General features: G+C 74.6%; 18 protein-coding genes. 8 read left to right on the top strand and 10 right to left on the bottom strand.

All coding sequences use genetic code 11. From position 1 onward, the window contains the following. Positions 1–53: 53 nt before the first annotated feature. Positions 54–950: an EamA family transporter gene (locus A3CO_RS0108765; protein WP_018331870.1), complete on the top strand. Its 897-nt coding sequence runs from the start codon at positions 54–56 to the stop codon at positions 948–950. Here A3CO_RS0108765 and A3CO_RS31010 read toward each other — a convergent pair. From A3CO_RS31010 to A3CO_RS0108750, 3 genes are all read right to left on the bottom strand, one after another. After that, positions 882–2,441, bottom strand: a complete 1,560-nt coding sequence (locus A3CO_RS31010) for a dynamin family protein (protein ID WP_018331869.1) — start codon at positions 2,439–2,441, stop codon at positions 882–884. The genes A3CO_RS0108765 and A3CO_RS31010 overlap by 69 nt on opposite strands. After that, positions 2,438–4,249 carry a dynamin family protein gene (locus tag A3CO_RS0108755; RefSeq protein WP_018331868.1) on the bottom strand — a complete coding sequence of 604 codons (1,812 nt, stop codon included), beginning with the start codon at positions 4,247–4,249 and terminating at the stop codon, positions 2,438–2,440. The genes A3CO_RS31010 and A3CO_RS0108755 overlap by 4 nt, the downstream gene beginning before the upstream one ends. A 140-nt stretch (positions 4,250–4,389) precedes the next feature. After that, positions 4,390–5,340 carry an IniB N-terminal domain-containing protein gene (locus A3CO_RS0108750; protein WP_026204410.1) on the bottom strand — a complete coding sequence of 317 codons (951 nt, stop codon included), beginning with the start codon at positions 5,338–5,340 and terminating at the stop codon, positions 4,390–4,392. Between the two features lie 329 nt (positions 5,341–5,669). Between A3CO_RS0108750 and A3CO_RS39960 the strand changes: the two genes are divergently transcribed. From A3CO_RS39960 to A3CO_RS0108735, 3 genes are all read left to right on the top strand, one after another. Further along, a complete protein-coding gene (locus A3CO_RS39960; protein WP_281167685.1) occupies positions 5,670–7,817 on the top strand; it encodes an Hsp70 family protein in 2,148 nt (715 codons plus the stop codon). Continuing rightward, entirely contained in the window at positions 7,814–9,361 is a 1,548-nt protein-coding gene (locus tag A3CO_RS39955) for a LuxR C-terminal-related transcriptional regulator (protein WP_018331866.1), read from the top strand. Before A3CO_RS39960 ends, A3CO_RS39955 begins: the two co-directional genes overlap by 4 nt. Before the next feature lie 128 nt (positions 9,362–9,489). Then, a complete protein-coding gene (locus tag A3CO_RS0108735) occupies positions 9,490–10,380 on the top strand; it encodes a type IV toxin-antitoxin system AbiEi family antitoxin domain-containing protein (protein ID WP_018331865.1) in 891 nt (296 codons plus the stop codon). Between the two features lie 96 nt (positions 10,381–10,476). On the opposite strand, the gene A3CO_RS0108730 is transcribed toward A3CO_RS0108735, so the two are convergent. Then, positions 10,477–12,366 carry a S9 family peptidase gene (locus tag A3CO_RS0108730; RefSeq protein ID WP_245561468.1) on the bottom strand — a complete coding sequence of 630 codons (1,890 nt, stop codon included), beginning with the start codon at positions 12,364–12,366 and terminating at the stop codon, positions 10,477–10,479. Between the two features lie 146 nt (positions 12,367–12,512). Here A3CO_RS0108730 and A3CO_RS39950 point away from each other — a divergent pair, with 146 nt between their 5' ends. Then, positions 12,513–12,644: a hypothetical protein gene (locus A3CO_RS39950; RefSeq protein ID WP_281167683.1), complete on the top strand. Its 132-nt coding sequence runs from the start codon at positions 12,513–12,515 to the stop codon at positions 12,642–12,644. Here the strand turns inward: A3CO_RS39950 and A3CO_RS30990 are convergent. The 4 genes from A3CO_RS30990 to A3CO_RS0108705 form a co-directional block, all read right to left on the bottom strand. After that, positions 12,620–14,449 (bottom strand): putative bifunctional diguanylate cyclase/phosphodiesterase, encoded by a 1,830-nt coding sequence (locus tag A3CO_RS30990; RefSeq protein WP_018331862.1) that lies wholly within the window; start codon positions 14,447–14,449, stop codon positions 12,620–12,622. The genes A3CO_RS39950 and A3CO_RS30990 overlap by 25 nt on opposite strands. 76 nt (positions 14,450–14,525) lie before the next feature. Further along, the gene (locus tag A3CO_RS0108715) at positions 14,526–16,604 is read right to left on the bottom strand and encodes an Rv1355c family protein (protein WP_018331861.1); all 2,079 of its coding nucleotides are present in this window, start codon (positions 16,602–16,604) and stop codon (positions 14,526–14,528) included. Beyond that, complete coding sequence (locus tag A3CO_RS30985) at positions 16,601–17,290, bottom strand: hypothetical protein (RefSeq protein WP_157647243.1); 690 nt, start codon at positions 17,288–17,290, stop codon at positions 16,601–16,603. The genes A3CO_RS0108715 and A3CO_RS30985 overlap by 4 nt, the downstream gene beginning before the upstream one ends. Before the next feature lie 126 nt (positions 17,291–17,416). After that, positions 17,417–17,875 carry an amidase family protein gene (locus tag A3CO_RS0108705; RefSeq protein WP_018331859.1) on the bottom strand — a complete coding sequence of 153 codons (459 nt, stop codon included), beginning with the start codon at positions 17,873–17,875 and terminating at the stop codon, positions 17,417–17,419. A 134-nt stretch (positions 17,876–18,009) separates the two neighbouring features. Between A3CO_RS0108705 and A3CO_RS39375 the strand changes: the two genes are divergently transcribed. Beyond that, entirely contained in the window at positions 18,010–18,339 is a 330-nt protein-coding gene (locus A3CO_RS39375; RefSeq protein ID WP_018331858.1) for a hypothetical protein, read from the top strand. A gap of 28 nt (positions 18,340–18,367) precedes the next feature. After that, positions 18,368–19,558, top strand: a complete 1,191-nt coding sequence (locus A3CO_RS0108695; RefSeq protein WP_018331857.1) for an FAD-dependent monooxygenase — start codon at positions 18,368–18,370, stop codon at positions 19,556–19,558. 7 nt (positions 19,559–19,565) lie between these two features. Here the strand turns inward: A3CO_RS0108695 and A3CO_RS0108690 are convergent, their stop codons facing one another. Next, positions 19,566–20,036 (bottom strand): NUDIX domain-containing protein, encoded by a 471-nt coding sequence (locus A3CO_RS0108690; protein ID WP_026204409.1) that lies wholly within the window; start codon positions 20,034–20,036, stop codon positions 19,566–19,568. An 88-nt stretch (positions 20,037–20,124) separates the two neighbouring features. After that, positions 20,125–21,774, bottom strand: coding sequence for a cation:proton antiporter (locus tag A3CO_RS0108685; protein WP_245561470.1), 1,650 nt, complete (start codon positions 21,772–21,774; stop codon positions 20,125–20,127). A gap of 94 nt (positions 21,775–21,868) precedes the next feature. Between A3CO_RS0108685 and A3CO_RS0108680 the strand changes: the two genes are divergently transcribed. Beyond that, positions 21,869–22,474 (top strand): TetR/AcrR family transcriptional regulator, encoded by a 606-nt coding sequence (locus A3CO_RS0108680; RefSeq protein WP_018331854.1) that lies wholly within the window; start codon positions 21,869–21,871, stop codon positions 22,472–22,474. The last annotated feature ends 13 nt before the right edge of the window (positions 22,475–22,487 follow it).

The raw sequence follows: 22,487 nt of genomic DNA, 5'->3' as shown, positions 1-22,487 counted from the left end.
GGTAGGAGGAGAAGTCGTTGGACTCATGCGCGTCACGGACTTCTCCTGTCGTCATGTCCGCCCGCGTCCCGCTCGCCCTCGTCATCCTCTGGCTCTGCTGGGGTTCCTCGTTCCCCGCGATGCGGGTGATGGTCGGGACCCTGCCGCCCCTCACCACCTCCGGCGCCGTCTTCCTGACGGCGGGTGTGGTCCTGGCGGTCGCGCGGGCGCGGGACCTGCGCCGCACGTCCGTGCCGGCGCTGCGCCGGGCGGCGCTCGTCGGGTGCTGCCTGCTCGGCGCGCAGGGGCTCGCGGCCCTCGCCGTGGCGCACGTGCCCGCCTCGACCTCGGCGCTGCTGGCCGCGTCGATCCCGCTGTGGCTGGTGGTCCTGCGCGCCGTCGTCGGGGAGCCGACGGGGCGCCGCGAGTGGGGGTGCCTGGTGCTGGGCCTGGCCGGGGTCGCGGTGATCGTCCTGGCGGGGTCGGGCGGTCCGGCCTGGACACCGTGGGCCCTGCTGGTCCTGGGGACGAGCGTCCTGTGGGCCGCCGGCACCCTCGTCGCCTCCCGCAGCGTCGTCCTCCCCACGCCCGGTGCCGCCACGGCCGTGCAGCTCGTGGCGGGCGGCGCCCTCGTGCTCACCGCCGGCCTGGCGGTCGAGCCGGCCGCACCCGGCGTCGGGAACGGGAGCTCGTGGGCCGCCGTGGCGGTGCTCCTGGTGGTCGACTCGCTCGCCGGGTTCGCGCTGTTCACGTGGCTGGTGCGGCACGCGCCGGTGTCGGTGGTCGGCACGTACGCGTACGCGGTGCCGGTGGTCGCCTACCTCACGGGCGTACTGGTGCTGGGCGAGGAGTTCCGGCCGGTGGTGCTGGTGGGCGCCGCGCTGGTGCTGACGGCGGTCGCCCTACAGGTACGTCAGCACGCCCTCGCACGACCGCACAGCGGCCCGGGCGACCTCGGCCGCCGCCCGTGACGTCAGTGGCGACTCCGCCCGCGTCCGCCAACGGTCGAGCGCCTCCAGCGCAGCGGCCCGGACGTCGTCGGCGCCGCCGAGCCGGTCCCGCGGGTCGGGACCGTCGCCGCCCAGCAGGCGCTCGGCCTCCGGCTGGGTGTCGGCCGGCATCGTCACCTGACCCTGCCGCAGGGCCGCGAGGAGGCGCTGCTCGGTGAACTCGTGGGCGCCCGTGAGGACCCGTTCGAGCTCGGCGGCGAGCGGCCCGGTGTCGGGTCGCGGCGCCCGGGCCAGCACCATCTCGACGGCGAGCAACGCCGACCGGGCCTTGTGCACATCGCGCCGCCCGACCACCCGCGACGCGAGCACCTCGCGCAGCTCCTCGAGCCCGGACCGGCGCACCAGCTCCTCGGCCAGCGACACCGAGTCGACCACCCCACGCCCGGTCCGGGCACCGCGGCGCAGCACGGTGGTCGCGGTCCGGATGCCGTACACACCGAAGCGGTCCATGAGCGCGCGCCGGGTGGGCGCGTCGAGCCGGACGCCGTCCGGGTCGGACGCGAGGGCCTCCGCGACGACGGCGGGGGGCTCGGCCGAGCAGAACCGGTCGGCCGAGAGGAGCAGCGCGTCGACCTCGGCGCGCGGGGCCCGGGCGAGCGCCCGCAGGGCGGTGAACTCGGCCTGCCGCAGCGTCCGCGCCGTCTCGGCGAGCAGCCCGTCGACCGCGACGACCGTCTGGCACAGCGGGCGCAGCGCCGGGTCCGCGCGGTAGGCCTCGGCGACCCGACCCGCCGTCGTGATGGCGTCGAGGCCCCCGCCGCCGATCTCGTCGGCGCGGGAGAGGACCACGACGGTGCCCGAGGCGCCCACCGCGCCCAGGCCGCCGGCACCGCCGCGGGCGAGGTCGGCGAAGGCCTCGAGGAACCCGACGTCGTTCCGGTGCGCGTGCCGCATCAGGTAGACGACGGCGTCGGCCCCGGAGGGCCGGTCCTCGGGCGTGACGAACGCGAGGGTGCGCCGGGAGTTGGTCTCGCGGATCGAGTCGAGCCCGGGGGTGTCGACCAGCGTCGTCTCCGCGAGCCCGCGCGACGGCCAGTCCACCAGCAGCCGCCCGACCCGTGTCGGGTCCACGCCGCGCAGGTCGATCCGCAGCCCCTCGCCGTCCTGGGCGAACGGGACCGGACCACGCCGGCCGTCGAGGTCCTCGCGCAGCACCGTCGGCGAGGGCGCGTCGCGGTACCAGGTGACCAGGCGCGTGCACTCCCCCGCGTCGGTCGCCGCCACGCGCTCCCCGACCAGGGCGTTGAGCAGCGTGGACTTGCCCGCCTTCAGGGTCCCGGCGAGCGCCACCCGCAGCGGCTCGTCGAGCCGGGACCGTGCGTCGTGCAGGACGGCGCGCGCCCAGTCGGTCACCGGGTCGGCGGGCCCGCTCCCGTAGAGCCGCTGCGCGTTCCCGACGACGGATCGGGCCTGGTCGGTGAGTCGGGTGCGGGTGTCGGCGGCGCCGCTCACGCGCCGACCAGCCGGGCGCTCCCGACGCTCTCCCGGATCCGGCGCGCCCGCTGCTCCAGTGCCTCGAGCCGCTCCAGCTCCGCCGCGACGTCGGCGAGCCGGGCCTGGCGCTTCGCCCCGTCCGCCTCCACCGCCTTGGCCGCCTGCGAGGTGGCGTTGAGGGAGCGCTCGAGCTCCTCGGCCGTCGTCGTGAAGTGGTCGCGCAGCGTGCGCTGGACCTCCCGGAGCATGTCGCGGGAGTTCTTGCCCGCCTGGAAGATCACGTCGTCGACGTGGCGGCGCACCGCCTGCTTCGCCTCGGACTGCCGGCGGCGCAGTGCCCGCTTGCGCTCGTCGACCAGCGTCTTCGAGCCGAGCAGCAGGCCCGCGCCGACCGAGAACGGGTTGAGCAGGGCCATCCCGGCGATCGTGGTCATCATGCCGATCATCAGCACGCCGCCGTAGGAGCCGCGCATCCCGATCATCAACGACTGCGACAGCCCGAACTTCTCGTGGTCCGGCGCGGCGAGCAGGCCGACCGGGTCGGCCGCCATCACCTGACCCTCCGGCGAGGCCATCGGCGGGAGGACCCCGGCGCCGTCCTCGGCGAAGTGGGTCGCGACCCGCTCGGCGAGCCAGCGCGTGCGCTCCTCAGCCCAGACCACGTTCGTCGACACCGCGGCCGAGACCTGCTGGTGCAGCCACGGCGCGAACTGCTCCCACGTCTTCGCGGGATCGGTGTCGTCGAGCGCGGCCTCGGCGTCGGTGGTGACGGTGCGCAGGCGGTCGCGCAGGTCGTACTCGATGTCGGAGACGAGGTCCTGCGTGCCGTCGTTGAGCGTCTGCTGCCAGCGGGCGGCACGGTCGCGCAGGGCGACGACCCGCGCCTTCGACCGCTCCAGCTCGTCGCTGATGCGCTGCGCCCGGCCGGGGTCGGCGAGCGCGTCCCGCTCCGCGCGGAACCGGGCCGAGAGCTGCTCGCAGACCACGAGCACCTCGTCGGCCGCCATCCGCGTGCGCCGCGCGTGCCGGCCGCCGACCACCTCGGTGCGCAGCAGCTCCCGCAGGTCCGGCAGGCCGGACTCGGCGAGGAGCGAGGCCTCCTCGTGCAGAGCCAGGGCGGCCGATGTGGGGAGGACGGGGACCCGGCGCAACGACTCGTGGGCGTGGTCGAGGTGGGCCCGGTCGAGGTCGGCGATGCGCCGCCAGTGCGGGTGCAGGTCGGTGCGGGTGAGCACGACCGCGACCGTCGGGCACACCGCCGACGCCGTGCGCACCAGGGCGAGCTCGGGGGCGGTCAGCTCCCGGCCCCCGTCGCAGACCAGCAGCACCGCGTCCGCGCCGGGGAGCTCCGCCATCGTCGAGACCGACGCCGGGGACGCGAGCCCGCCCGCACCGGGGGTGTCGACGAGCCGCATGCCGTCGAGCGCGTCGACCGGCAGCGTCACCTCGGCGTACGACCAGCCCGCGCGGTTGTCGGGGTTGCCCGCCTCCGTGACGTGCTCGGCGAGCTCGGCGGGCGCGACCTGCTGCTGCTCCTCGCCGCCCGCCACGGCACGGGCCAGCATCACCGACCGCTGCGCCCCCTGCACGCAGACCGTGGGCACGGTCGTCGCCCGGTGGGCGTCCGTGGGCAGGGCCCGGCCGCCGAGGACGGCGTTGACCAGCTCGGTCTTGCCCGCCTTGAACTCGCCCATGACGAGCACCCGCGCCCGGTCGTCCGCGACCGATGCGGACACCGTCGAGAGCCGCTTCTCCAGGTCGGGCCGGCCGTAGGCCGTCGCCGCCTGCCGGGCGACCTTGACGAGGTCGACCAGGTCCTTCTTCATGTCCCTCCCCTGCACGCACGAAAGCCGGGACACGGTCTCCCGTGTCCCGGCCTCGTCGTCACCCGGGGAACGTTACGCGGCCCGCTCCGACCGTCGTGCCGCTCGTCCCCGGCTGCCCGTCACCCGATGGGCGGGTCGGCTCAGAAGCCGACGTGCGCCACGTCCAGGAGCGGGGACACCGCCCCGTGGCTGGCGTCGACGAGCGCGTTGTGCTGCTCGTCGGTCGTGGTGTTGTTCGAGTGCGACGTGTCGGTGTCGTGCGAGTCGGTCGTGTGGTTCTGCGAGTCGGTGATGTTGTGCGACCCGGAGTTGTCCGTGTTGTGCGAGTCGGTGTGCAGCGTGGTGTTGCCCGAGTCGTGGTTCGACGAGTCGGTGTTGGTGTTCACGCCGTTGGCGCCGGCGACCTGGTTGCCGTGGCCGAAGGCGCCCGAGTTGTTCACCGTGCCGGAGCCGGTGGAGATGACGCCGTTCTGGCCGGTGCCGACGTGGTCGAGCGAGGTGGCGTTGCCCGCACCGAAGGCGGTGGTGGAGCCGTCGCCGGACATCTGGTTGCCGTCGCCCACGAAGCTGTGGTCGCCGGTCACGATCGGGGCGTTCGAGTCGCCCTGGACCTGCACACCGTGCGAGCCGATGTTGTTGGTCTCGTTGGTGACGTTCACGTCCGAGCCGTCGCCGGCCCAGATCTTCGTCACGTTGGTGGTGTTGTAGATCGTGTCGTGCGAGTCGTACGAGTAGTTGTTCGTCACGTAGTTGAGGTGCGTGACGACCTTGTCGATCTCGGAGCAGTGCGGCGCCGGGCGGCCCTCGTCGTCGCAGTCGATCGGCTTGCAGTGGTGCTCGTGGTCGTCGTGGTGCTTGGGCTCGGAGTCCCAGCACTTGTCGTCGTCGCAGTCGTCCTCGTACTGCGCGCACTTCTGCGCGTCGACCTTCTCCAGGACGACGGGGAGGAGCTCCTTGATGTCGTCGACGCAGACGTTGCCGAGGCCGGCGGCCTGCAGCGCGGCGTGCGGGTCGTCGCGGAACTCGGCGAGCGCGTCGTGGTTGTTGAGGAGGTCCATCAGGAACTCGAGGAGGGTCTTGTGCTCGCTCATGGTGTCTGCCCCCAGACGGTGAAGGTGAGCGCTCGGTGCCGGACGGCCCGAGCGGCGTGGTGAGAACAGTCGTCGTCGGGGGGCCGCCGGCCATCGGGGCTCCCGCCGGGTTCCGTGGAGGACCCCCTAGGGGATCGGGGCCCCATCCCCTGGTCGGCACCCCGGGGTCACAGCAAGTGACGTAGCTGCACCCACCGAACGGACCACCCTCACTCGATAGAGCTACGAATGTGTAACGACGACGCGGAACGGGTCGATGATGCGCACGAGTCAGCGACACGACGCCGCCCCGTCCGGGCGGCCGGGGCGAGATGGAGCTGGGTGTGACGATGGTGGGCCCGCAGCGGGCGGGGACGGCACGGAGCGCGATGCCGCTGGCGTACGACCTCGGCATCGACCTCGGCACCACCTTCACCGCCGCGGCCGTGCACCTCGAGCCGGCGCCCGACGTGCACGTCGTCCCCCTCGACCGCCAGGGCACGCAGGTCCCCTCCGTCCTCCTGGTCGACGACGACGGGTCCCTCCTGGTGGGCGGCGAGGCCGAGGCCCGCGCTCCGTGGGCCCCGCAGCGTGTGGTCCGCGAGTTCAAGCGCCGCCTGGGCGACGACACCCCGATCGTCGTCGCCGGCGAGGGCTTCTCCGCCGACGGCGTGGCCGCCGAGATGGTCCGCTGGACCGCCGACCGCGTCGCCGAGCAGCAGGGCCGCGAGCCGCGCCGCCTCGCCGTCGCGCACCCCGCCGGGTGGGGCGCCTACCGCCGCCGCGTGTTCACCGAGGCGCTCGCCGAGGTCGGCCTGCACGACGTCGTCCTGCTCACCGAGCCCGAGGCCGCCGCCTCCGCCCACGCCGCCGCCGGCCGCCTGCCGGTCGGGCGCACCGTCGCCGTCTACGACCTCGGCGGCGGCACCTTCGACGCCGCCGTCGTCCGCGGGGTCCCCGCCTCACCTGTCGCACCGGTCGGCCTGACCGTCCTCGGCCGCGGCCAGGGCATCGAGGCCCTCGGCGGCATCGACTTCGACGAGGCCCTGTTCTGGCACGTCTGCTCCGAGCTCGGCGGCGCCGTCGCCTCGCTCGACCCGGCCGACCCCGCCACCGTCCGCGCCGTCTCGGGCCTGCGCCGCGCCTGCGTGGCGGCCAAGGAGGCGCTGTCGGTCGACACCGAGGCCGTCGTCGAGGTCCGCCTGCCGAACGTGACCACCCGCGTCCGCGTCACCCGCGGCGAGTTCGAGGAGATGATCGCCCCGGCCCTGCGCCAGACGATCGACGTCCTCGGCGAGGTGCTCGACTCCGCCCGCCTCCGCCCCACCGACCTCGACGGCGTCCTGCTCGTCGGCGGGTCCTCCCGCATCCCGCTCGTCGCGCGGATGCTCACCGCCGAGCTCGGCCGCCCGGTCTCCATCGACCCGGACCCGACCTCCGTCGTCGCCCGCGGCGCCACCTGGGCCGCTGCGGCCGCCTCGGGCGTCATCCGCCCGCCCTCGGGCCCCTTCCCCGCCGCCTCCGGCCCCTTCCCCGCCGCCTCCGGCCCCTTCCCCGCCGCCTCCGGCCCCTTCCCGACGCCGGGTCGTGCCCCGATCTCGGGGCCCTTCGAGCGTCCTGCGGTGGAGCCCCGCACCGAGTGGGTCGGCCCGGCCGCGGCGCTCCTCGCGCACGCCGAGGCGGAACCCCGTACCGAGTTCGTCGGGCCCGCCGCCGCGCTGCGCGCCCACGCCGAGGACCCGCGGACCAACCCGGTCCGCGTCGGCCCGCACCTCGATGACGACCCCGTCACCGACACCCTGGGCAACGGCCTCCCCAGCCGCACCCCGATGCCGACGAGCGCTCTGCGGCCCTCCCCGGTCGCCGCCCCCGCGGGCTGGACCGGACAGCTCCAGCCGCCCGGGAAGCCCGACACCCGCAAGCGCCGCCTCGCCATCGGCGCCGGTGCCGCGGCGGTGCTGGTCGCGGGCGGCGTGGTCGCCGTGGCCGTGCCGATGGTCAGGAACACCAGCGGTGACGCCTCCGTCGCCGCGTCCGCCGCCCCGAACGCCGCGACCCCGGCTGCGGCCGCTCCCCCGGCCAACGCCGCCGGCACCCTGCCGCCGGGCACCCTCGGCTCCGGCGGCGCCACCGACAACTCCGGCCGCGCGGCAACCCCGGTCGCCGCGACCAGGAGCCGCGCCGCCACTCCGGCGGCCGTGAAGCCCGTGGTCCCGGCCGCCGTCCCGCCGGCGGCCGCCCCCGCGGTCGTGCCGCCGCCCGCCGCCGCACCCGCCCCGGCTCCTGCCCCGGCGCCTGCTCCCGCTCCCGCTCCCGCCCCAGCTCCGGCCCCCACGCCGGGCACCGGGAAGACGACCCCGCCGCCCACCGGCGGCACGGGGGGCACCGGCGGGACCGGGGGTACGGGGGGCACGGCCGGTGGCACGGGTGGCACGGGCACGGGCGGCACGTCGACCGCTCCCGGCCCGACGACCACCCCCTCCGGCACGGCGACGTGAGCGCCCCCGAGCTCGAGCGACCCATGACCGCCGACCTCGTGACGCTGGCCGAGCAGGCCGCGCTGACCGGAGAGCTCGTCGAGGCCGCCCGCTGCGCCGACGAGGTGCTGGCGTCGGAGGCCCCGGTGGCCGACCTCGTCCGGGCCGCCCACGTCCTCGCCGGGGTGCACGCCCACCGCGGGATGCTGGCCGACGCCGCCGCGCTGCACGCCTGGGTCGCCGCCGTGGCCCCGAGCGGCGCGTCGTCCGCGGCCGCGATCGCGCTGGTCGGGACCGGGCAGGAGCTCCCCACCTGCCCGGCCGACCCGTCGCGGCCCGCGCCGCCGACCCTGCGGACCGGCGCCGACGGCCTCGTCGGGAAGGCGATCCGGGCGAGTGTGCGGCCCGCGGGCTCGGCGTCGGCGCTGTCCGACCTCACCCGCGCCGCCGCGATGCTCGAATGCCGCGCCACCCCCGTGCTGCACGACGACTCGCCCGCGGCGCTCGGCGCCCTCGTGGCGCTGCACCGCGGGGAGCCCGACCTCGCCCGCACCCTCGTCGACCGTGCCCTGGCCGCCGACCTCGGCGGCGCGCCCTACCGTCGCCGCCACCTGCTGCTGCGGGCGTGGGCGGACATGGCGGGCGGCGACCTCCTCGCCGCGCGGGCGGGCCTCGACGCGGCGAACGCCCGTCCCGAGCCGGTCCACGCGCGCGACGAGCTGGTCGCGGTCGCCCTGGAGGCCGGGCTCGTGCGCCGGGCCGGCGACACCCGCGGCCTGCTCGCGGTCTGGTCCCGGGCGCGCGAGGCGGTGCTCCGGCACGCCGTGGACCTGTGGTCGCTGCTGCCGATCGGGGAGCTGGCCGTCGTGGCCGGCCGCCTCGGCCAGCTGGCCTGGCTCGCCCCCCACCTGCAGGCCGGCGACGAGCTGCTGACCGCGCTCGGCGAGCCCGTGCTCTGGGCCGCGCCGTGGCACTGGTGCGCCTTCCTCGCCGCCGTCGCGGCCGACGACCCGCCCGCCGCCCAGCGCCACGCCGCCCACCTCGCCGAGGGCGCCGCCGACGTCGCGGCCCACGCCGGGTCGCTCGCGCTGGTCCTGTCCCGGGCCGCCCGCACCTGGCTGCGGGTGCTCGCCGGGGACGTCGACGCCGACGACGTCAGTGCCGTCGCGGGCTCGCTGTCCGACGCGGGCATGGCCTACGACGGCGCGCGCCTCGCGAAGGAGGCCGCCGTCCGCACCAGCGACAAGCGGGTCCTCGCCGCCATGCTCAACCTCGCCCGCGGCATCCTCGCCGGCCCGACCGTGCTGCCCACCACCGAGGCCGCCCCCGCGGAGCCGGACGCGCCCGTCGTCGTGACCCCCTCCCCCCGGCCCGGCGTGCTCTCCGACCGGGAGCGCGAGGTCGCGGAGCTGCTCCTCGACGGGCTGACCTACCGCGAGATCGGCGACCGCCTGTTCATCACGGCGAAGACCGTCGAGCACCACGTGCGGGGCATGCGTCAGCGCCTCGGTTCGGAGTCCCGCACCGACCTGTTCGCCGACCTCCGGGCGTCCCTCGCGGGCTGACGTTCGTCCCGCCCCGACCAAGATCATCGGAACGTGGAGAAACCGGACGCCTGCCGTCCGAATTCTCCACGTCCTGGCGATCTTGAAATTCCTGGAACCGGTCAGCCGCCCGGGCACTCCAATCCCATGTGACGGTCGAACAGTTCATCGCGTCCCGCGACGGTGTCATCTCACGCTCGCAGGCGAAGGACTGCGGGATGAGCGACGACCAGATCGCCCGCACGATCGCGAGCGGCGAGTGGATCCGGCGCGCTCCGGGGGTGTACTTCGTGCGGGCGTGGCCCTGGACGGCCGCGGCCCGGGTACGCATCGCCGCGGAGTGGATCCGGCCGGTCGGCGCGCTCGTCGGGGTGTCCGCCGCGTGGTGGCTCGGCCTCGGGGTCGTGAACCCGCACCCGAACGTCGTCGCTCTGCCACCCGGCTGCTCGCGCTCCAGGCCGGCCGGACTCTCGGTCGTGCACCGGGACCTGCGGGGCGACCGGGTCCAGCACCGCGGCCTGCGGGTGACGAGCAGGGCGCTCACCGTGCTGGACGCGGCCGTCGCGCTCGGCAACGAGGGCCAGGCGTTCCTCGACCGCATGCTCCAGCAGAAGGTCGTGTCCCTCGACGAACTCCGGACGATGCAGTCCCGCCACCTGGGTCGGCGCGGTTCCCGGGCGGCCCACGACCTGCTGGTGCAGGCCTCGGACCGGGCCGCCTCCGGGGCCGAGCGGATCATGATCGCCCTGCTCCGGGACGCCGGGATCACGGTGTGGGCGGTGAACCTGGCGGTGACGCTCGCGGACGGCCGCGGGGTGATCATCGACATCGCGTTCGCGGACGCGAAGTTCGCGCTGGAGGTCGACGGCTGGGCCTTCCACTCCGACCCCTCGCGGTTCATCGAGCGTCGCGCCCGGACCCGCGCTCTCGTCGCCGACGGCTGGGTCGTCGCGGAGGTGACGTGGGAGGACCTGGAGAAGCGTCCGGCGAAGGTGATCGCGGAGATCCGACGCACCCTGGCCCACCGGGCGACGCGCTGATCCCCCACAAGATCATCGGGATGTGGAGAATCCGGATGATCAGCGTCCGAATCCTCCACGTCGCGATGATCTTGGCGGCGCGGACAGCGTCACCGGCTAGAGGTTCTCGATCTCCACCGGTGGGACGTCGACGGACAGGTCGAACAGGCGGGCGTAGAAGGCGAGCTCGGAGTCGAGTGCGCGCTTGATGTTCTCGGCGGCCCGGAAGCCGTGCTGCTCCCCCTCGAAGAGCAGGTACGCCACCGGCACGCCCTTGGAGCGGAGCGCCGAGACGATCATCTCCGACTGGTTCGGCGGCACGATCGCGTCCTCGTCGCCCTGGAGCACGATCAGCGGTGTCGAGAACTCGTCGACGTGGGTCAGCGGCGACCGCGCCACGTAGACGTCGCGCGCCTCGGGGTACGGGCCGACCAGCCCGTCGAGATAGCGGGACTCGAACTTGTGCGTGTCCCGGGCGAGCGCCTCGAGGTCGGCGACCCCGAAGTGGTCGGCCCCCGCGGCGAAGGGCGTGTCCGGCCGAGCCAATGACGCCAACACCGTGAACCCGCCCGCCGAGCCGCCCCGGATGGCCAGGCGCGACGGGTCGACCCGGCCGGCCGCGGCGAGGGCCCGGGCCGCCGCGAGGCAGTCGGCCACGTCGACGATCCCCCAGGCGCCCTTGAGCTGCTCGCGATAGGCGCGGCCGTAGCCGGTGGAGCCGCCGTAGTTGACGTCGACGACGCCGAAGCCGTGGCTCGTCCAGTACTGCAGCCCGACGGCGAGGACCGGCGCGGCGGCACCGGTCGGGCCGCCGTGGATCACCACGAGCAGCGGCGGGGCGCCGGAGACGGGTCCCGACGGCGGGTAGTACAGCGCGTGCGCGTCCCGTGCGGCCCCGTCGGGGCCCACCGAGGAGAACGTCATGGACTCGGGGACCGAGATCGTCGTCGGGTCGAGCCCGAGGTCCCGCGGCGCGCGCAGCGTCGTGACCTCGCCCGTGCGCGACACCCGGTGCACCCCGGGCTCCGTGGTCGGGCTGCCCGCGAGGCAGACGACGCCGTCCCCGTCGGCGCGGACGGAGCGGATCGCGCTGAACCCGGTGTCGAGCTCGGTCAGCGTGCCGTCCGGGGCCCGCAGCACGAGCGCGTCGAACCCGTCGGACGAACGCGCGAAGACGAGCGACCCGTCGTCGAGAACGGCGTAGCGGGAGCCGCCGAGCTGCCAGCCCGGCTCGCCGATCTCGCCTTCGAGCACGACGAGCGGCTCGACGGAGGTGCCGTCCCAGCGGTAGAGGTTCCACCAGCCGGTGCGGTCGGAGATGAAGGTGAGCGACCCGTCGTCGTGCCAGGCGGGCTCGGCGACGGACTCCCCGGGCCCGCCGGCGACCACCGTCTCGTCGCCGGTCTCGAGCGAGCGCACGGTCAGGACGACGTCGTCCCACGGCATGGACGGGTGGTCCCAGGACAGCCACGCGAGCCGGCCGGCGTCGCGCGACAGGCGCGGGGCCGCGACGAAGTCCGGCCCGCTGACCAGCACCTCCGGCTCCGAGGGCGCCACGGCCGACAGCCGCACCACCTCGTTGACGACGTCGGTGGCCGGGGAACCCGCGGTCGGGTGGTGCTCGCGGACGCAGACCAGCCAGGTGCCGTCGGGGGCGACGTGACCGTCGGCGTAGCGGTCGCCACGGGGGACGGCGGGCTCCGGGGTCAGCATCGTGACCTCGCCGGCCGACACCCGGCGGAGCCGCTGGTCGGACCAGTCGACGGTGAAGACGACACCGTCGTGGACCCACCAGGCCCCGCCGCCGTACTCGTGGACCGCGGTGCGGGCGTTGGAGCCCTCGGGGAGCAGGTCGTGCACGGACCCGTCGGGCGCGCGGCGCACGAGCTGCACCCGGCCGCCGTCGGCCGCGCGGCCCTCTCCCCAGACGACGCCGTCGCCGTCGGGCACCACCGCGTCGAGGCGGACGGCGGCGGTCACGACGAGATCCGAGGTCACCGGGGTCACGGCGTGCACGGTAGCCCGCGGGCCGCTTCGGGATCGGTCAGGGACGGACCCACGGCGACGGAACGGTTACCGTGCTACAAGATCGGGGTGATCCGGAAACGAAGCGGGCGACCTCGCGGCGAACGGCGACCACGAGGGGAACGACCATGAGTTTGCTCCTCGGCAATCTGCGTGACCTCATCGGCGACCTGTGGGACGGCTCGGACCTCCCCGACCCCGAGCGTCTCGAATGCCCCGAGCGCGACGAGGACGATCAGCCCGTCGCCCGTCGCGAGTAGGTCGTCCCCCCGGTCCGGCTCATGAGGGCGGACGCCACCCGGTCGGCGGGCAGCGGGCGGGAGAACAGGTAGCCCTGCGCCACCCGGCAGCCCAGCTCGACGAGGGTGGCCGCGGCCTCCTCGCTCTCCACGCCCTCCGCGATGAGGTCCAGGCCGAACGACTCGGCCAGCTTGATGATCGACCGGACGATCGCGTGGTCGTCCGGGCTGTGGCCCAGGTCCAGCACGAAGCCCCGGTCGATCTTGAGGGTGTTGACGGGGAACGCCTTGAGCTGGGCGAGCGAGCTGTAGCCGGTCCCGAAGTCGTCGATGGCGATGGACACGCCGAGCGCCCGCAGGCCGTGCAGCGTCCTGCGGGCCGCCGCGTCGTCGCTCACCACGGCGTGCTCGGTCACCTCGAGGATGAGGTCCCGGCCCGAGAGCCCGTAGCGCTCGAGGGTGGTCGCCACCGTGGAGACGAAGTCGATCGCGATGAGCTGGACCGGCGAGATGTTCACCGAGATGGCGAACCCGTCCATCGTCCCGGCGGGCAGTTCCGCCCGCCAGGTGGCGAACTGCCGGCACGCCTCGCGGAGCACCCAGTCACCCAGCTCCCCGGCGAGGTTGGTGGCCTCGGCGACCCCCACGAACAGCTCGGGGGCGACCGGCCCGAGCGTCGGGTGGTTCCACCGCACGAGGGTCTCGACGCCGACCGGCACGCGCGTGCGCAGGTCGACGATCGGCTGGTAGGCGACCGTGAGCGAGCCGTCGCGTATCGCGGTCAGCAGGTTCATCTCCACCGCGACGCGGACCTGCTCGCGCTTCTCCATCTCGGCGGTGAACACCACGACGTTGTTGCCGCCGCGCTTCTTCGCCACCAGGACCGCGTGGTCGGCCGACCGCAGCCACTGCGCGAGCGAGACCGACGCCGGCTCCATCACCGCGATGCCCACGCTGACGGTGCGCCCGAGGGACTGCCCGCCGACCTGGATCGGCTGCGCGATCGCCCGCTGGATGCGCTCGGCCAGCGCGACCGCGCGCGCCTCGTCGCACGTCCCGTCGACGGACACGACCAGCTCGTCCCCGCCGAGCCGGGCGACGACGTCGGCCGGGTCGACGGCGGCCCGCAGCCGGTCGGCGATCTCGACGATGAACCGGTCCCCCGCCTCGTGCCCGAGGAAGTCGTTCATCGCCTTAAGCCGGTCGACGTCGATGAACAGGAGCGCCCGCGTGCCGGACACCCCGGCCGCCAGCAGGCCCGTGAGGTGCTCCATCAGCGCGCGCCGGTTCGGCAGGCCGGTGAGCTCGTCGTGGTGGGCGATGTGACGCAGCCGGTCCTCGGCGGCCATCCGGCCCTGCATCTGGGCGAACAGCAGCGCGATGGTCTTGAGCGCCCGCAGCTCGTCGTCGTCCCAGCCGCGGTCGCCGTACTTGATGAAGCCGAGTACGCCGGTGGTCGCGCCGGCGGAGCGCAGCGGAACCACCGCGACCGACGTCAGCTCCACACCGGACCCGTCGCGCACGCGCTCCTGGTAGTCGGGCGACTCCGAGGGCCGGAGGATCATGATCTCGGCCAAGTACTCGCTGGCGGCGAAGATGGGGTCCGCCGAGGCGAAGGGGATGACGCCGAGCGGGTCCGGATCGGGGATGTCGGGCCGCGGCGGCCACTCGGCGACGAGCACGGTGGTGTGCGCACGAGGGTCGTGGAAGCGCAGGAAGCTGAGGTCGACGCCAAAGTAACGGACCATGCGGGCGAGCACGGACGCGGCGGCGCAGCGCAGGCCGGCGGAGTCGACGCCCATGAGGCTCGTCGCGACGGCCGTCACCAACTCGTCCAGGTTCGTTGGCTCAGGGTCGTGATCCGGCTGGTCCACGTACAGAGCGTAACGAATATTCGGCCATTCAGGCATCCCGACGTACCCCCCCGACCGGGCGACGTCTGCTCCTCACCGGCGCCCCCACGACGTGGCTCAGCCTTAGCACGAGAGCCACCGCCTCGTCATCAGCCACACCGACCGCGGCGCGGAATTCACCGCGGAGCCCGTCGAGAGTGTCCGCGAAAGGTTCGGAGAGGGCGCGGAGGTCCTCCTGATCGACCGCGTAGAGGAAGACGGGCGAGACCGGATGGACGGCCAGGCCACACCGTTCGGCCGTCACCCAGACGGCCTCGACGGCCATTCCTCCGTGCACGAAGTGACGCTTCGTCGCACCCGGGACCGCCACCACCGCGAGGGCGGAACTCGAGGCGACCCGGTCCCGCGTGTCGTCGGCGAGCGCCGAGCCCGCGTCCCACTCGGCGAGGAGCGCCATGACCTCGGGACGTCGCGCGATGGTCAGCTTCGCGAGGTCGCCCTCCGCGAGGCCGAGCGTCGCGACGTCGATGCCCGTCGTCGTGTCGCCCCCGGGCCAGACGAGTTCCTCGAACATCTCCCGGTGCAGCGGCGCGGTGAGGTAGCGGACGCGGTCGGCCTCGGCCATCGCGGCACCGGCGCGCGTCAGCGCCTCTCCCGGCTCCACCAGGTGCAGCCGTCCCCCTTCCGCCTCGGCCGCCTCCCGCAGGCTCGCCGAGACCTCGGGGGCGATCGGCTGCGGTCGTCCCAGAGCCCGGTTGGTCCCCCGGCCGAGCACGTCCAGCGCGGCCAACCGGTCGTCGGACCCGTCCCCCAGGCGCAGCGTCGCGATCAGGTCGGGGCGGTCCGCGTCGGGGAGGATCGCCACCTCGCCGAGCCGGCGCGCCCGGGCCGCCGCCACCCGTGCGTTGAACAGGGCGGCACCCAGGGCCACGTGGCTGCCGCGGTGGGCCACATCCATCGTGCTCGTCCGGGACTCGTCGAGGACCAGACGGACTTCGTCGGCGTCCCGCTCCACCCGCCAGGGCTGGACGTTCCCGCCCGAGGGTGCGCGGCGGACCGCCTCGAGGATATCGTCGTCGCCGGTGTCATCGGCGACCTCCTCGTCCGCCGGCGTCGGGAGCGACGGCGTCGAGAGCCCCGCCAGGCAGTCGTCGGGGTCCCACCGCACACGCCCGGACGGGAGGTCGTGCCCGAGGCCGAGACGGCGCACGGCGGCGGCGACCTGGACGGCCCCGAGCGTGACGTCGGACCCGAGCTGTGGCCACGTCGACAGCGTCGTTCCCACCTCCACCAGCGACGCCGCGATCCTGGGAGACACGTCGGCGGCTCCGAGGATCCGCATCACGTGGGGGACCTTGTCCCGGGTCGAGAGGCTCGCGAGCGCGGCCGAGTCCAGGTCACCGACGAGCCCGTGGAAGAGCGGACGGTCGGGTTCGAGATCGAACCGCTCGACGTCGAACAGCCCGCGGTCGCTCGTGGCCATCAGCACAGGGATGCCACGCGCTCGCGCCGACTCGCGCAGCAGGACCTTGACGTCGAGCGAGTCGGCCTCCTCGACCAGCACGTCGACCCCGTCGAGGAACGTCTCCACCGCGTCGGCGGTGACGCCCGCGGGGAACACCTCGGTCTCCAGCCACGGGTCGAGCTCGGCGATCCGGCGGGCGGCGAGGACCGCCTTGTTCACGCCCAGGTCGAGCACCGTGGCCGGGATCCGGTTCAGGTTCGAGAGCGCGATGGTGTCGAAGTCCGCGAGTCGGAGGCGCCCGCACAGGCCCTCGAGCGCGAGCGTGTGCGCGATCGCATGCCCGACCGACAGGCCCGCGACCGCGACGGTCAATCCGGCGAGCCGCTGCTGCTCGGCGGCGGTGATCTTGTTGCGGTTCCGATCCTGCCGCAGCCGCCGGAACGGCTCCGGACCGAGCACGGCGACCGCGGTGTTCCGCCACGGGTAGTAGACCCAGTGGACCGGAGCGTCCTCGACGACGTCGCCCCGCAACGTCGCCAGGTCGGCGAGCTGCTCCGCCCGACGGTCGAGCACCTCGGCGCCCACTGGTGGCTCGGCGACCACGAACGCACGGTGCTCCTGCGGCCGGCCCGCGTGCTCCTCCGGCGAGCCGTCGAGGTTCATCGGCCCACCCGCGGCAGCGGCACGTCGACGCCCAGCAACTGGGCGGTCTCCAGATCCATGGCCCGTCGCACGTCGTCCGAGATGCCCGCCGGGAGATTCCAGCGGTCCCAGGAGACGAGCCGGGTGAGGTAACGGTCGTCGGGATAGGGAACGGCAGGTATGCCGTCCTCGACGATCGCCCCGCTCGACGTCCACAGGCGCTCGCTGTGGCGCGCGGCGCTCCCGATCCCGTGACGCGCGCCCAGGATCGTGCTGGCATAGACCGGGGCGCGGCCGAAGGCGTTCACGACGTCCCGCCGACCCTCGAAACCCGGAGCGACCCAGAGACCCTTGGACTCGACGAGTCCGTCGGCCAGACGCGCCCGAAGCCAGCGGCGGAGCGTGGCGTCGTTCTCCCAGACCGCGAGGGCCTGGGCTTCCGCCGGGTGATCGAGCGGTCCCTGGGAGCGCATCCCACCACGCACCCGGCCGTGCCGGTCGTGCGCGACGAACATCAGGGACGTGAGATCCGGGTCCAGTTCGAGGGCGGGCGCCACCCCGTGGGACGAGTACACCTCCAGGGCGCCGGCGACGTAGGACTCCCACAGGTCGGGGCGGGCGACCGGGGTACTCACCGTCATGGTGTGCTCGGTGCCGCGGATGCCGTACCGAAGCTCCCGACCCGCTGTGGCGATCCCTGCGGACATCCAACCCCCATCGTCGAAGCGCACCAGGGATCTTCAGTGCGTCGACGCTCCGACACAGCCGCCATCCGGAGGTTCCTCTGGGTGGCGGCCGTCTCGCCCACCCGCCGTATGAGGGACGGCTATCCGCTACACGGCGTGTACGCCGTTCGCAGTGCGGACAGCCGACTCCAGCTCGAACGCCAGTTCCACCAATGTCGCCTCGTCGCCGGGGCGGCCGGCGAGCTGCACCCCGACTGGCAGGGCCCCGTGCCGCCCCGCGGGCACCGCGATCACCGGGGCGCACGCGACGTTCTGCAGCGGGGCGAAGCCGACGTAGCGCACGAGTCGCTCGGCCAGTTCGTCGAACGGGACGGCGGGGTGGAGCCACCCGAGCGGCGGCGTCCGGTGGGCCAGGACGGGCGAGAGCAGGACGTCATGGTGGGTGGACTCGTCCGCGCGGTCCAGCCCGAGGCCCCGGAGCGTCGGGTCGACGGCCACGAGCCGGGCCGCGACGGCCGCGCGCAGTTCCCCGGGCGACACCTGGCGGCGGCGCAGCCGCGCCACCAGCGCGGTGACGTCGTCGTCACCCAGCGCGTCGTCGGTCATCCACCCACCTCCGTGACGGCAACGCCACATCGTCGGCGACGTCACGGCGGACCCGCCGCATGTCACACCGGCACCTCGTGGCGTACCTCCGGGTACCTGCGCACCATCGGTGGCTCGCAGACCCGGAGGTGCCCATGGACCCACAGGAACGCTTCGACCGCTTCCGCTCCGCCCTCGGCTTCCGCGCCGACCTCGCCGACGTGGCCGACGTCGCCGATGCCCCGGGGCTCGCCCTGGCCGCCCTCGACGGCGAACCGATCGAGCCGCCGGTCCGGCTCCACGTCGACGTCGCGAGCCTCACCGACCACCTCGGCGCCCCGGCCGACGACGACCACGAGGCCGCCCGCCTGCAATCGCTGCTCGCCCAGATCGAGGAGGCGTTGCTGGTGCGCGAGCAGGGGCAGGACCACCTCGTGCTCGAGGCCGCCGGACTGCGCGCCACGAGCTCCGCCCCGACTCGTTAGCCACGCTCAGGACGGGGCATCCGACCCCGTGCCCCACGCCCTGATCTCCGGCGCCAGCATCGCCGGCCCGGCTCTCGCCCACCAGCTGCACACCCTCGGCTGGCGCGTCACGGTCGTCGAGCGGGCGGAGCGGCTGCGCGACGAGGGGCAGAACGTCGACATCCGCGGCACCGGCCGCGAGGTCGTGCGCCGCATGGGGCTGGAGGGCGCCCTGCTGGGCGCCGGCACGGGCGAGCTGGGCGTCCGCTTCCTCGACGGGCGCGGCGGCACCGTCGCGGAGTTCCCGGCGGGCGAGGGCGACTCCGACGGGATGACCGCCGAGCTGGAGATCCTGCGGGGCGAGCTCTCCCGGATCCTCTACGAGGCGACGGCCGACTCGACCGACTACCGCTTCGGCGAGCAGATCGCCGACCTGGTCGACCACGACGACCACGTCACCGCCACCCTCGCGAGCGGCGAGGAGATCGACGCCGACGTGGTGGTCGTGGCCGAGGGGACCCGGTCGCGCACCCGCGACCTCGTCGTGCCGCAGGCCGACCTCGTCGAGCTCGGCCTCTACATCGCCTACCTGACGATCCCGCGGACCGCCGACGACGACCGGTGGTGGCGCTGGATGCACACGGTCGGCACCCGCGGGGTGGGCCTGCGCCCCGACAACCGGGGCACCACCCGCGCGATGCTGAGCTTCCTCTCCGACGTGCGCGGGGTGGAGGCGCTCGACCGCGAGAGCCAGGTGCTGCTGCTGCGCCGCACCTTCGCCGACGTCGGGTGGGAGACGCCGCGGGTGCTCGCGGCCCTGGACGACGCGCCGATGTACCTCGACGCGGTCGCGCAGGCCAAGCTGGACCGCTGGAGTTCCGGACGACGGGTGCTGCTCGGTGATGCCGCCTGGTCCGCGGGTCCGTTCGGCACCGGGACGAGTCTCGCGTTCACCGGGTCCTGGGTGCTGGCGGGCGAGCTGGCCGACGGCACCGACGTCCCCGCCGCCCTGCGTCGCTACGAGCAGGTCATGCGCCCGTTCGTGGACCGGGCGCAGGACGTGAAGCCGGCGATGCTCCGGGCCATGAACCCGCGCACCGCGGCCGGTCACGCGCTGCGACGCGGGGCGTTCAAGGTGGCCGCCGGGGTCATGGACCGCTTCGGTGGCCTGCTCAGCCGGTTCTCCCCGGCCGCGGCCGTGATCGACCTGCCCACGTACCGGGGCCTCCCGGCGGCCTGACGCGCCCTCAGGCGATCCGCGGCTCGGTGCGGTGCAGGGCGTCCGCGATGCGCACCGCGTGGTTGGAGAACAGCTCGTACTCCCCGATCCGCTCGGGCTCGACCCACGCCACGGCCGTCGTCTCCACCCCGTCCGGGCGCGCCTCGCCCCCGATCGCTCGGGCGTGGAAGCAGACCCCGAGCGGCTGGACGGCGCGCCCGTCGTCGAGCAGCGCGACGTGGCGCGGGTCGGTGTAGATGCCGACCAGCCCCGTCACCTCGATCTCGACGCCGGCCTCCTCGCGGGTCTCCCGCACGGCGCACTGCGCGATCGTCTCGTCGAGCTCGAAGATCCCGCCGGGGAGCGCCCACGTGCCGGTGTCCTCCCGCCGGATCAGCAGCAGTCGCCCCTGCTCGTCGCGCACCGCCGCCGAGGCGCCGGGGATGCGGGTGGTCGCCCGCGGGGCGGCGGGGTCGTCGAAGAAGTCCACTCGGGCCACGGGCCGATCCTCCCCCGGCACGGGCCGCCGGTCGTCGGGAACTCCGTCCCCGACCGCTCCGCGGTCGCGACGGCGACACCCCGTGCGGTCACCCGGTCCCGCGGCCCCGGAGCTCGATGGCGATCTCGGAGGCGTCGAGGTCGGCCAGCGCGTCCTCCAGCACGTCCGCGTCGAAGGCGCCGTCATCGCGGGCGTCGAGCAGGGCGGTGCGCTGCGCGGCGAGCACCACCAGTCGGTGCTCGACCGAGGCCCGGACGCGCTCGACCGCGGGCTCGGCGTCGGGGCGCTCCGGCTCCGGGATCGCGGTGGACGTCCGACGCAGGAGGTCGAGGAGTTCGGTGCGCTCGGCCTCGGCACGCTCCCGGGCCGCGGGGTCGACCGGTGGGGCGAGCCGGCGGACGAGCGGGCCGACGGTACTGCCCTGGACCAGCAGGGAGAGCGTCGCGACGGTGAATGCGACCAGCACGAGGACGGAGCGCTGCGGGGTGGTCTCGGGGAGGGTCTGCGCGGCGGCCACGGTGACGGCCCCGCGCATCCCGGCCCAGACCACGACGGTGCCCTCGCGCCACCCGAGCGGCTCCCGCAGGAAGTAGCGGATGGTGGCGAGCCCCCGGGTGATCCGCACGGCGAAGCGGTCGAGCCGGGCCTGCGAGACCCGTCGTCGGGACCGGGCGGCGAACTCCTCCTGGCCCTCGGCGGTGCGCATGCGTTCCTGCATGTCCTCGAGGCGCGGCTGCAGCGACCGGTGCTGCCGGGCGCGGATCGCGAGGCCCCGCAGCAGCGGGGCGACGTAGGCGGCCCGCACCAGCACCGTCAGGACGAGGGCGGCGACGGCGACGAGCACGGCGGTCCCGACGCCCGCGTGGTCGCGTTCGACGCTCTCGACGATGCCGCGGATCTGCAGCCCCATCGTCAGGAACACCGCGCCCTCGAGGACGAACTCGACCGTCCGCCAGTTCTGCGAATCCGCGAGGCGGTTGCGCGACGACAGGTCGCGCGGCGCGCGGATACCCGTCAGCAGCCCCGCGACCACCGCGGCGACGAGGCCGGACGCCCCGAGGATCTCGGCGGGCACCGACGCGAGGAACGGGACGGCGAAGGAGATGACCGTGGTGACGGTGGGGTCGGCGATGCGGCGGCGGACGAGCAGGGCCAGCCGCCCGACGGCGGCGCCGAGGACCACGGCCACCGCGACCGAGTACGCGAAGGACCCGACCGCGCCCCAGAACGAGAAGGCCGCGGCGGTCGCGACGATGGCCGTGCGCAGGATGACGAGCGCGGTCGCGTCGTTGAGCAGGCTCTCGCCCTCCAGCATCGCGACGACGCGCCTGGAGGTGGACGTCCGGCGGATGATCGAGGTGGCGACCGCGTCGGTCGGGCTGACGATCGCCCCGAGCGCGACGCCCCAGGCGAACCCGAGACCGGGGACGACCAGGGAGAAGAACCAGCCGAGCACCAGCGAGCCGGCCACGACGAGCACCACCGACAGCCCGCTGATGGCCCCGAACTCGCGTCGGAAGTTCATGGCCGGCATCGAGACGGCGGACGAGTAGAGCAGGGGTGGCAGGACGCCCTCGAGGATCCACTCCGGCTCGATCTCGACCCCCGCGAACAACGGCAGGAAGCTCGCACCGACACCGACCACGACGAGGAGCAGCGGCGCGGCGACCCCGACGCGGGGCCCGAGGGTGGCCGCCACGGCGAGCACGACGATCCCCACCACGCCGACGACGAGCATCTCCGTCACGCGGGCAGCCTGGCAGCACCGGCGCCCGCGTGGCGGTCGAGCGCATGCGACGAACGCAACCGTGTCGTTCCTATACGGTGAGGACATGGCAGGGGCTCGGACGGCGACCGGTGGCGCGGCGCTGCGGCCCCGCGTCACCGACGCGATCGTCGGGGCGGCGTTCGCGGAGCTGGCGGACTCGGGGTACGCGCGGATGTCGATGGACGCCGTGGCGCGGCGCGCCGGCGTGGGCAAGGCGGCCCTGTACCGGCGCTGGTCGTCCAAGGAGGCGATGCTGATCGACCTCGTCCGCCAGTCGGTCGCCGACACCCTGCCCCCGACGCCCTCGACGGGCGCCCTCCTGAGCGACCTGCGGGAACTGCTCGGCACCCTGCGCGACCAGGTCTCCGACCCGCTGGTCGCCGCGATCGGCCCGACGCTGTTCGCCGAGGTCCGGCACACGCCGGCCCTGACCGAGGTGCTCCGGGCGGACGTCGCGGCGCCCCGCAGGGTCGCCGGGGAGGCGGTGCTGCGCGCCGCGGTGGCGCGTGGCGAGCTGCCCGGGACGGTCGACGTCGAGCTCGCCGTGGATCTGCTGATCGCGCCGCTGTTGTTCCGCGTTCTCGTCGCGCAGGAGCGGTGCGACGACACGTTCCTGGACACCCTCGCGGTGGCGATCGAGGCGGCGGTGCGGGCCACGGGCCGGAGCTGAATCCCGACGACGC

This window comes from Actinomycetospora chiangmaiensis DSM 45062 (genome assembly GCF_000379625.1).
Taxonomy (GTDB): Bacteria; Actinomycetota; Actinomycetes; order Mycobacteriales; family Pseudonocardiaceae; genus Actinomycetospora; species Actinomycetospora chiangmaiensis.
This window is presented reverse-complemented; position numbering and strand designations above follow the sequence as displayed.

Coding starts and splice junctions, on each gene's coding strand:
- A3CO_RS0108765 (WP_018331870.1), top strand. CDS start 54: ATGTCCGCCCGCGTCCCGCTCGCCCTCGTCATCCTCTGGCTCTGCTGG.
- A3CO_RS0108755 (WP_018331868.1), bottom strand. CDS start 4,249: ATGAAGAAGGACCTGGTCGACCTCGTCAAGGTCGCCCGGCAGGCGGCG.
- A3CO_RS0108750 (WP_026204410.1), bottom strand. CDS start 5,340: ATGAGCGAGCACAAGACCCTCCTCGAGTTCCTGATGGACCTCCTCAAC.
- A3CO_RS39960 (WP_281167685.1), top strand. CDS start 5,670: ATGGTGGGCCCGCAGCGGGCGGGGACGGCACGGAGCGCGATGCCGCTG.
- A3CO_RS39950 (WP_281167683.1), top strand. CDS start 12,513: ATGAGTTTGCTCCTCGGCAATCTGCGTGACCTCATCGGCGACCTGTGG.
- A3CO_RS0108715 (WP_018331861.1), bottom strand. CDS start 16,604: ATGAACCTCGACGGCTCGCCGGAGGAGCACGCGGGCCGGCCGCAGGAG.
- A3CO_RS30985 (WP_157647243.1), bottom strand. CDS start 17,290: ATGTCCGCAGGGATCGCCACAGCGGGTCGGGAGCTTCGGTACGGCATC.
- A3CO_RS0108705 (WP_018331859.1), bottom strand. CDS start 17,875: ATGACCGACGACGCGCTGGGTGACGACGACGTCACCGCGCTGGTGGCG.
- A3CO_RS39375 (WP_018331858.1), top strand. CDS start 18,010: ATGGACCCACAGGAACGCTTCGACCGCTTCCGCTCCGCCCTCGGCTTC.
- A3CO_RS0108685 (WP_245561470.1), bottom strand. CDS start 21,774: ATGCTCGTCGTCGGCGTGGTGGGGATCGTCGTGCTCGCCGTGGCGGCC.
- A3CO_RS0108680 (WP_018331854.1), top strand. CDS start 21,869: ATGGCAGGGGCTCGGACGGCGACCGGTGGCGCGGCGCTGCGGCCCCGC.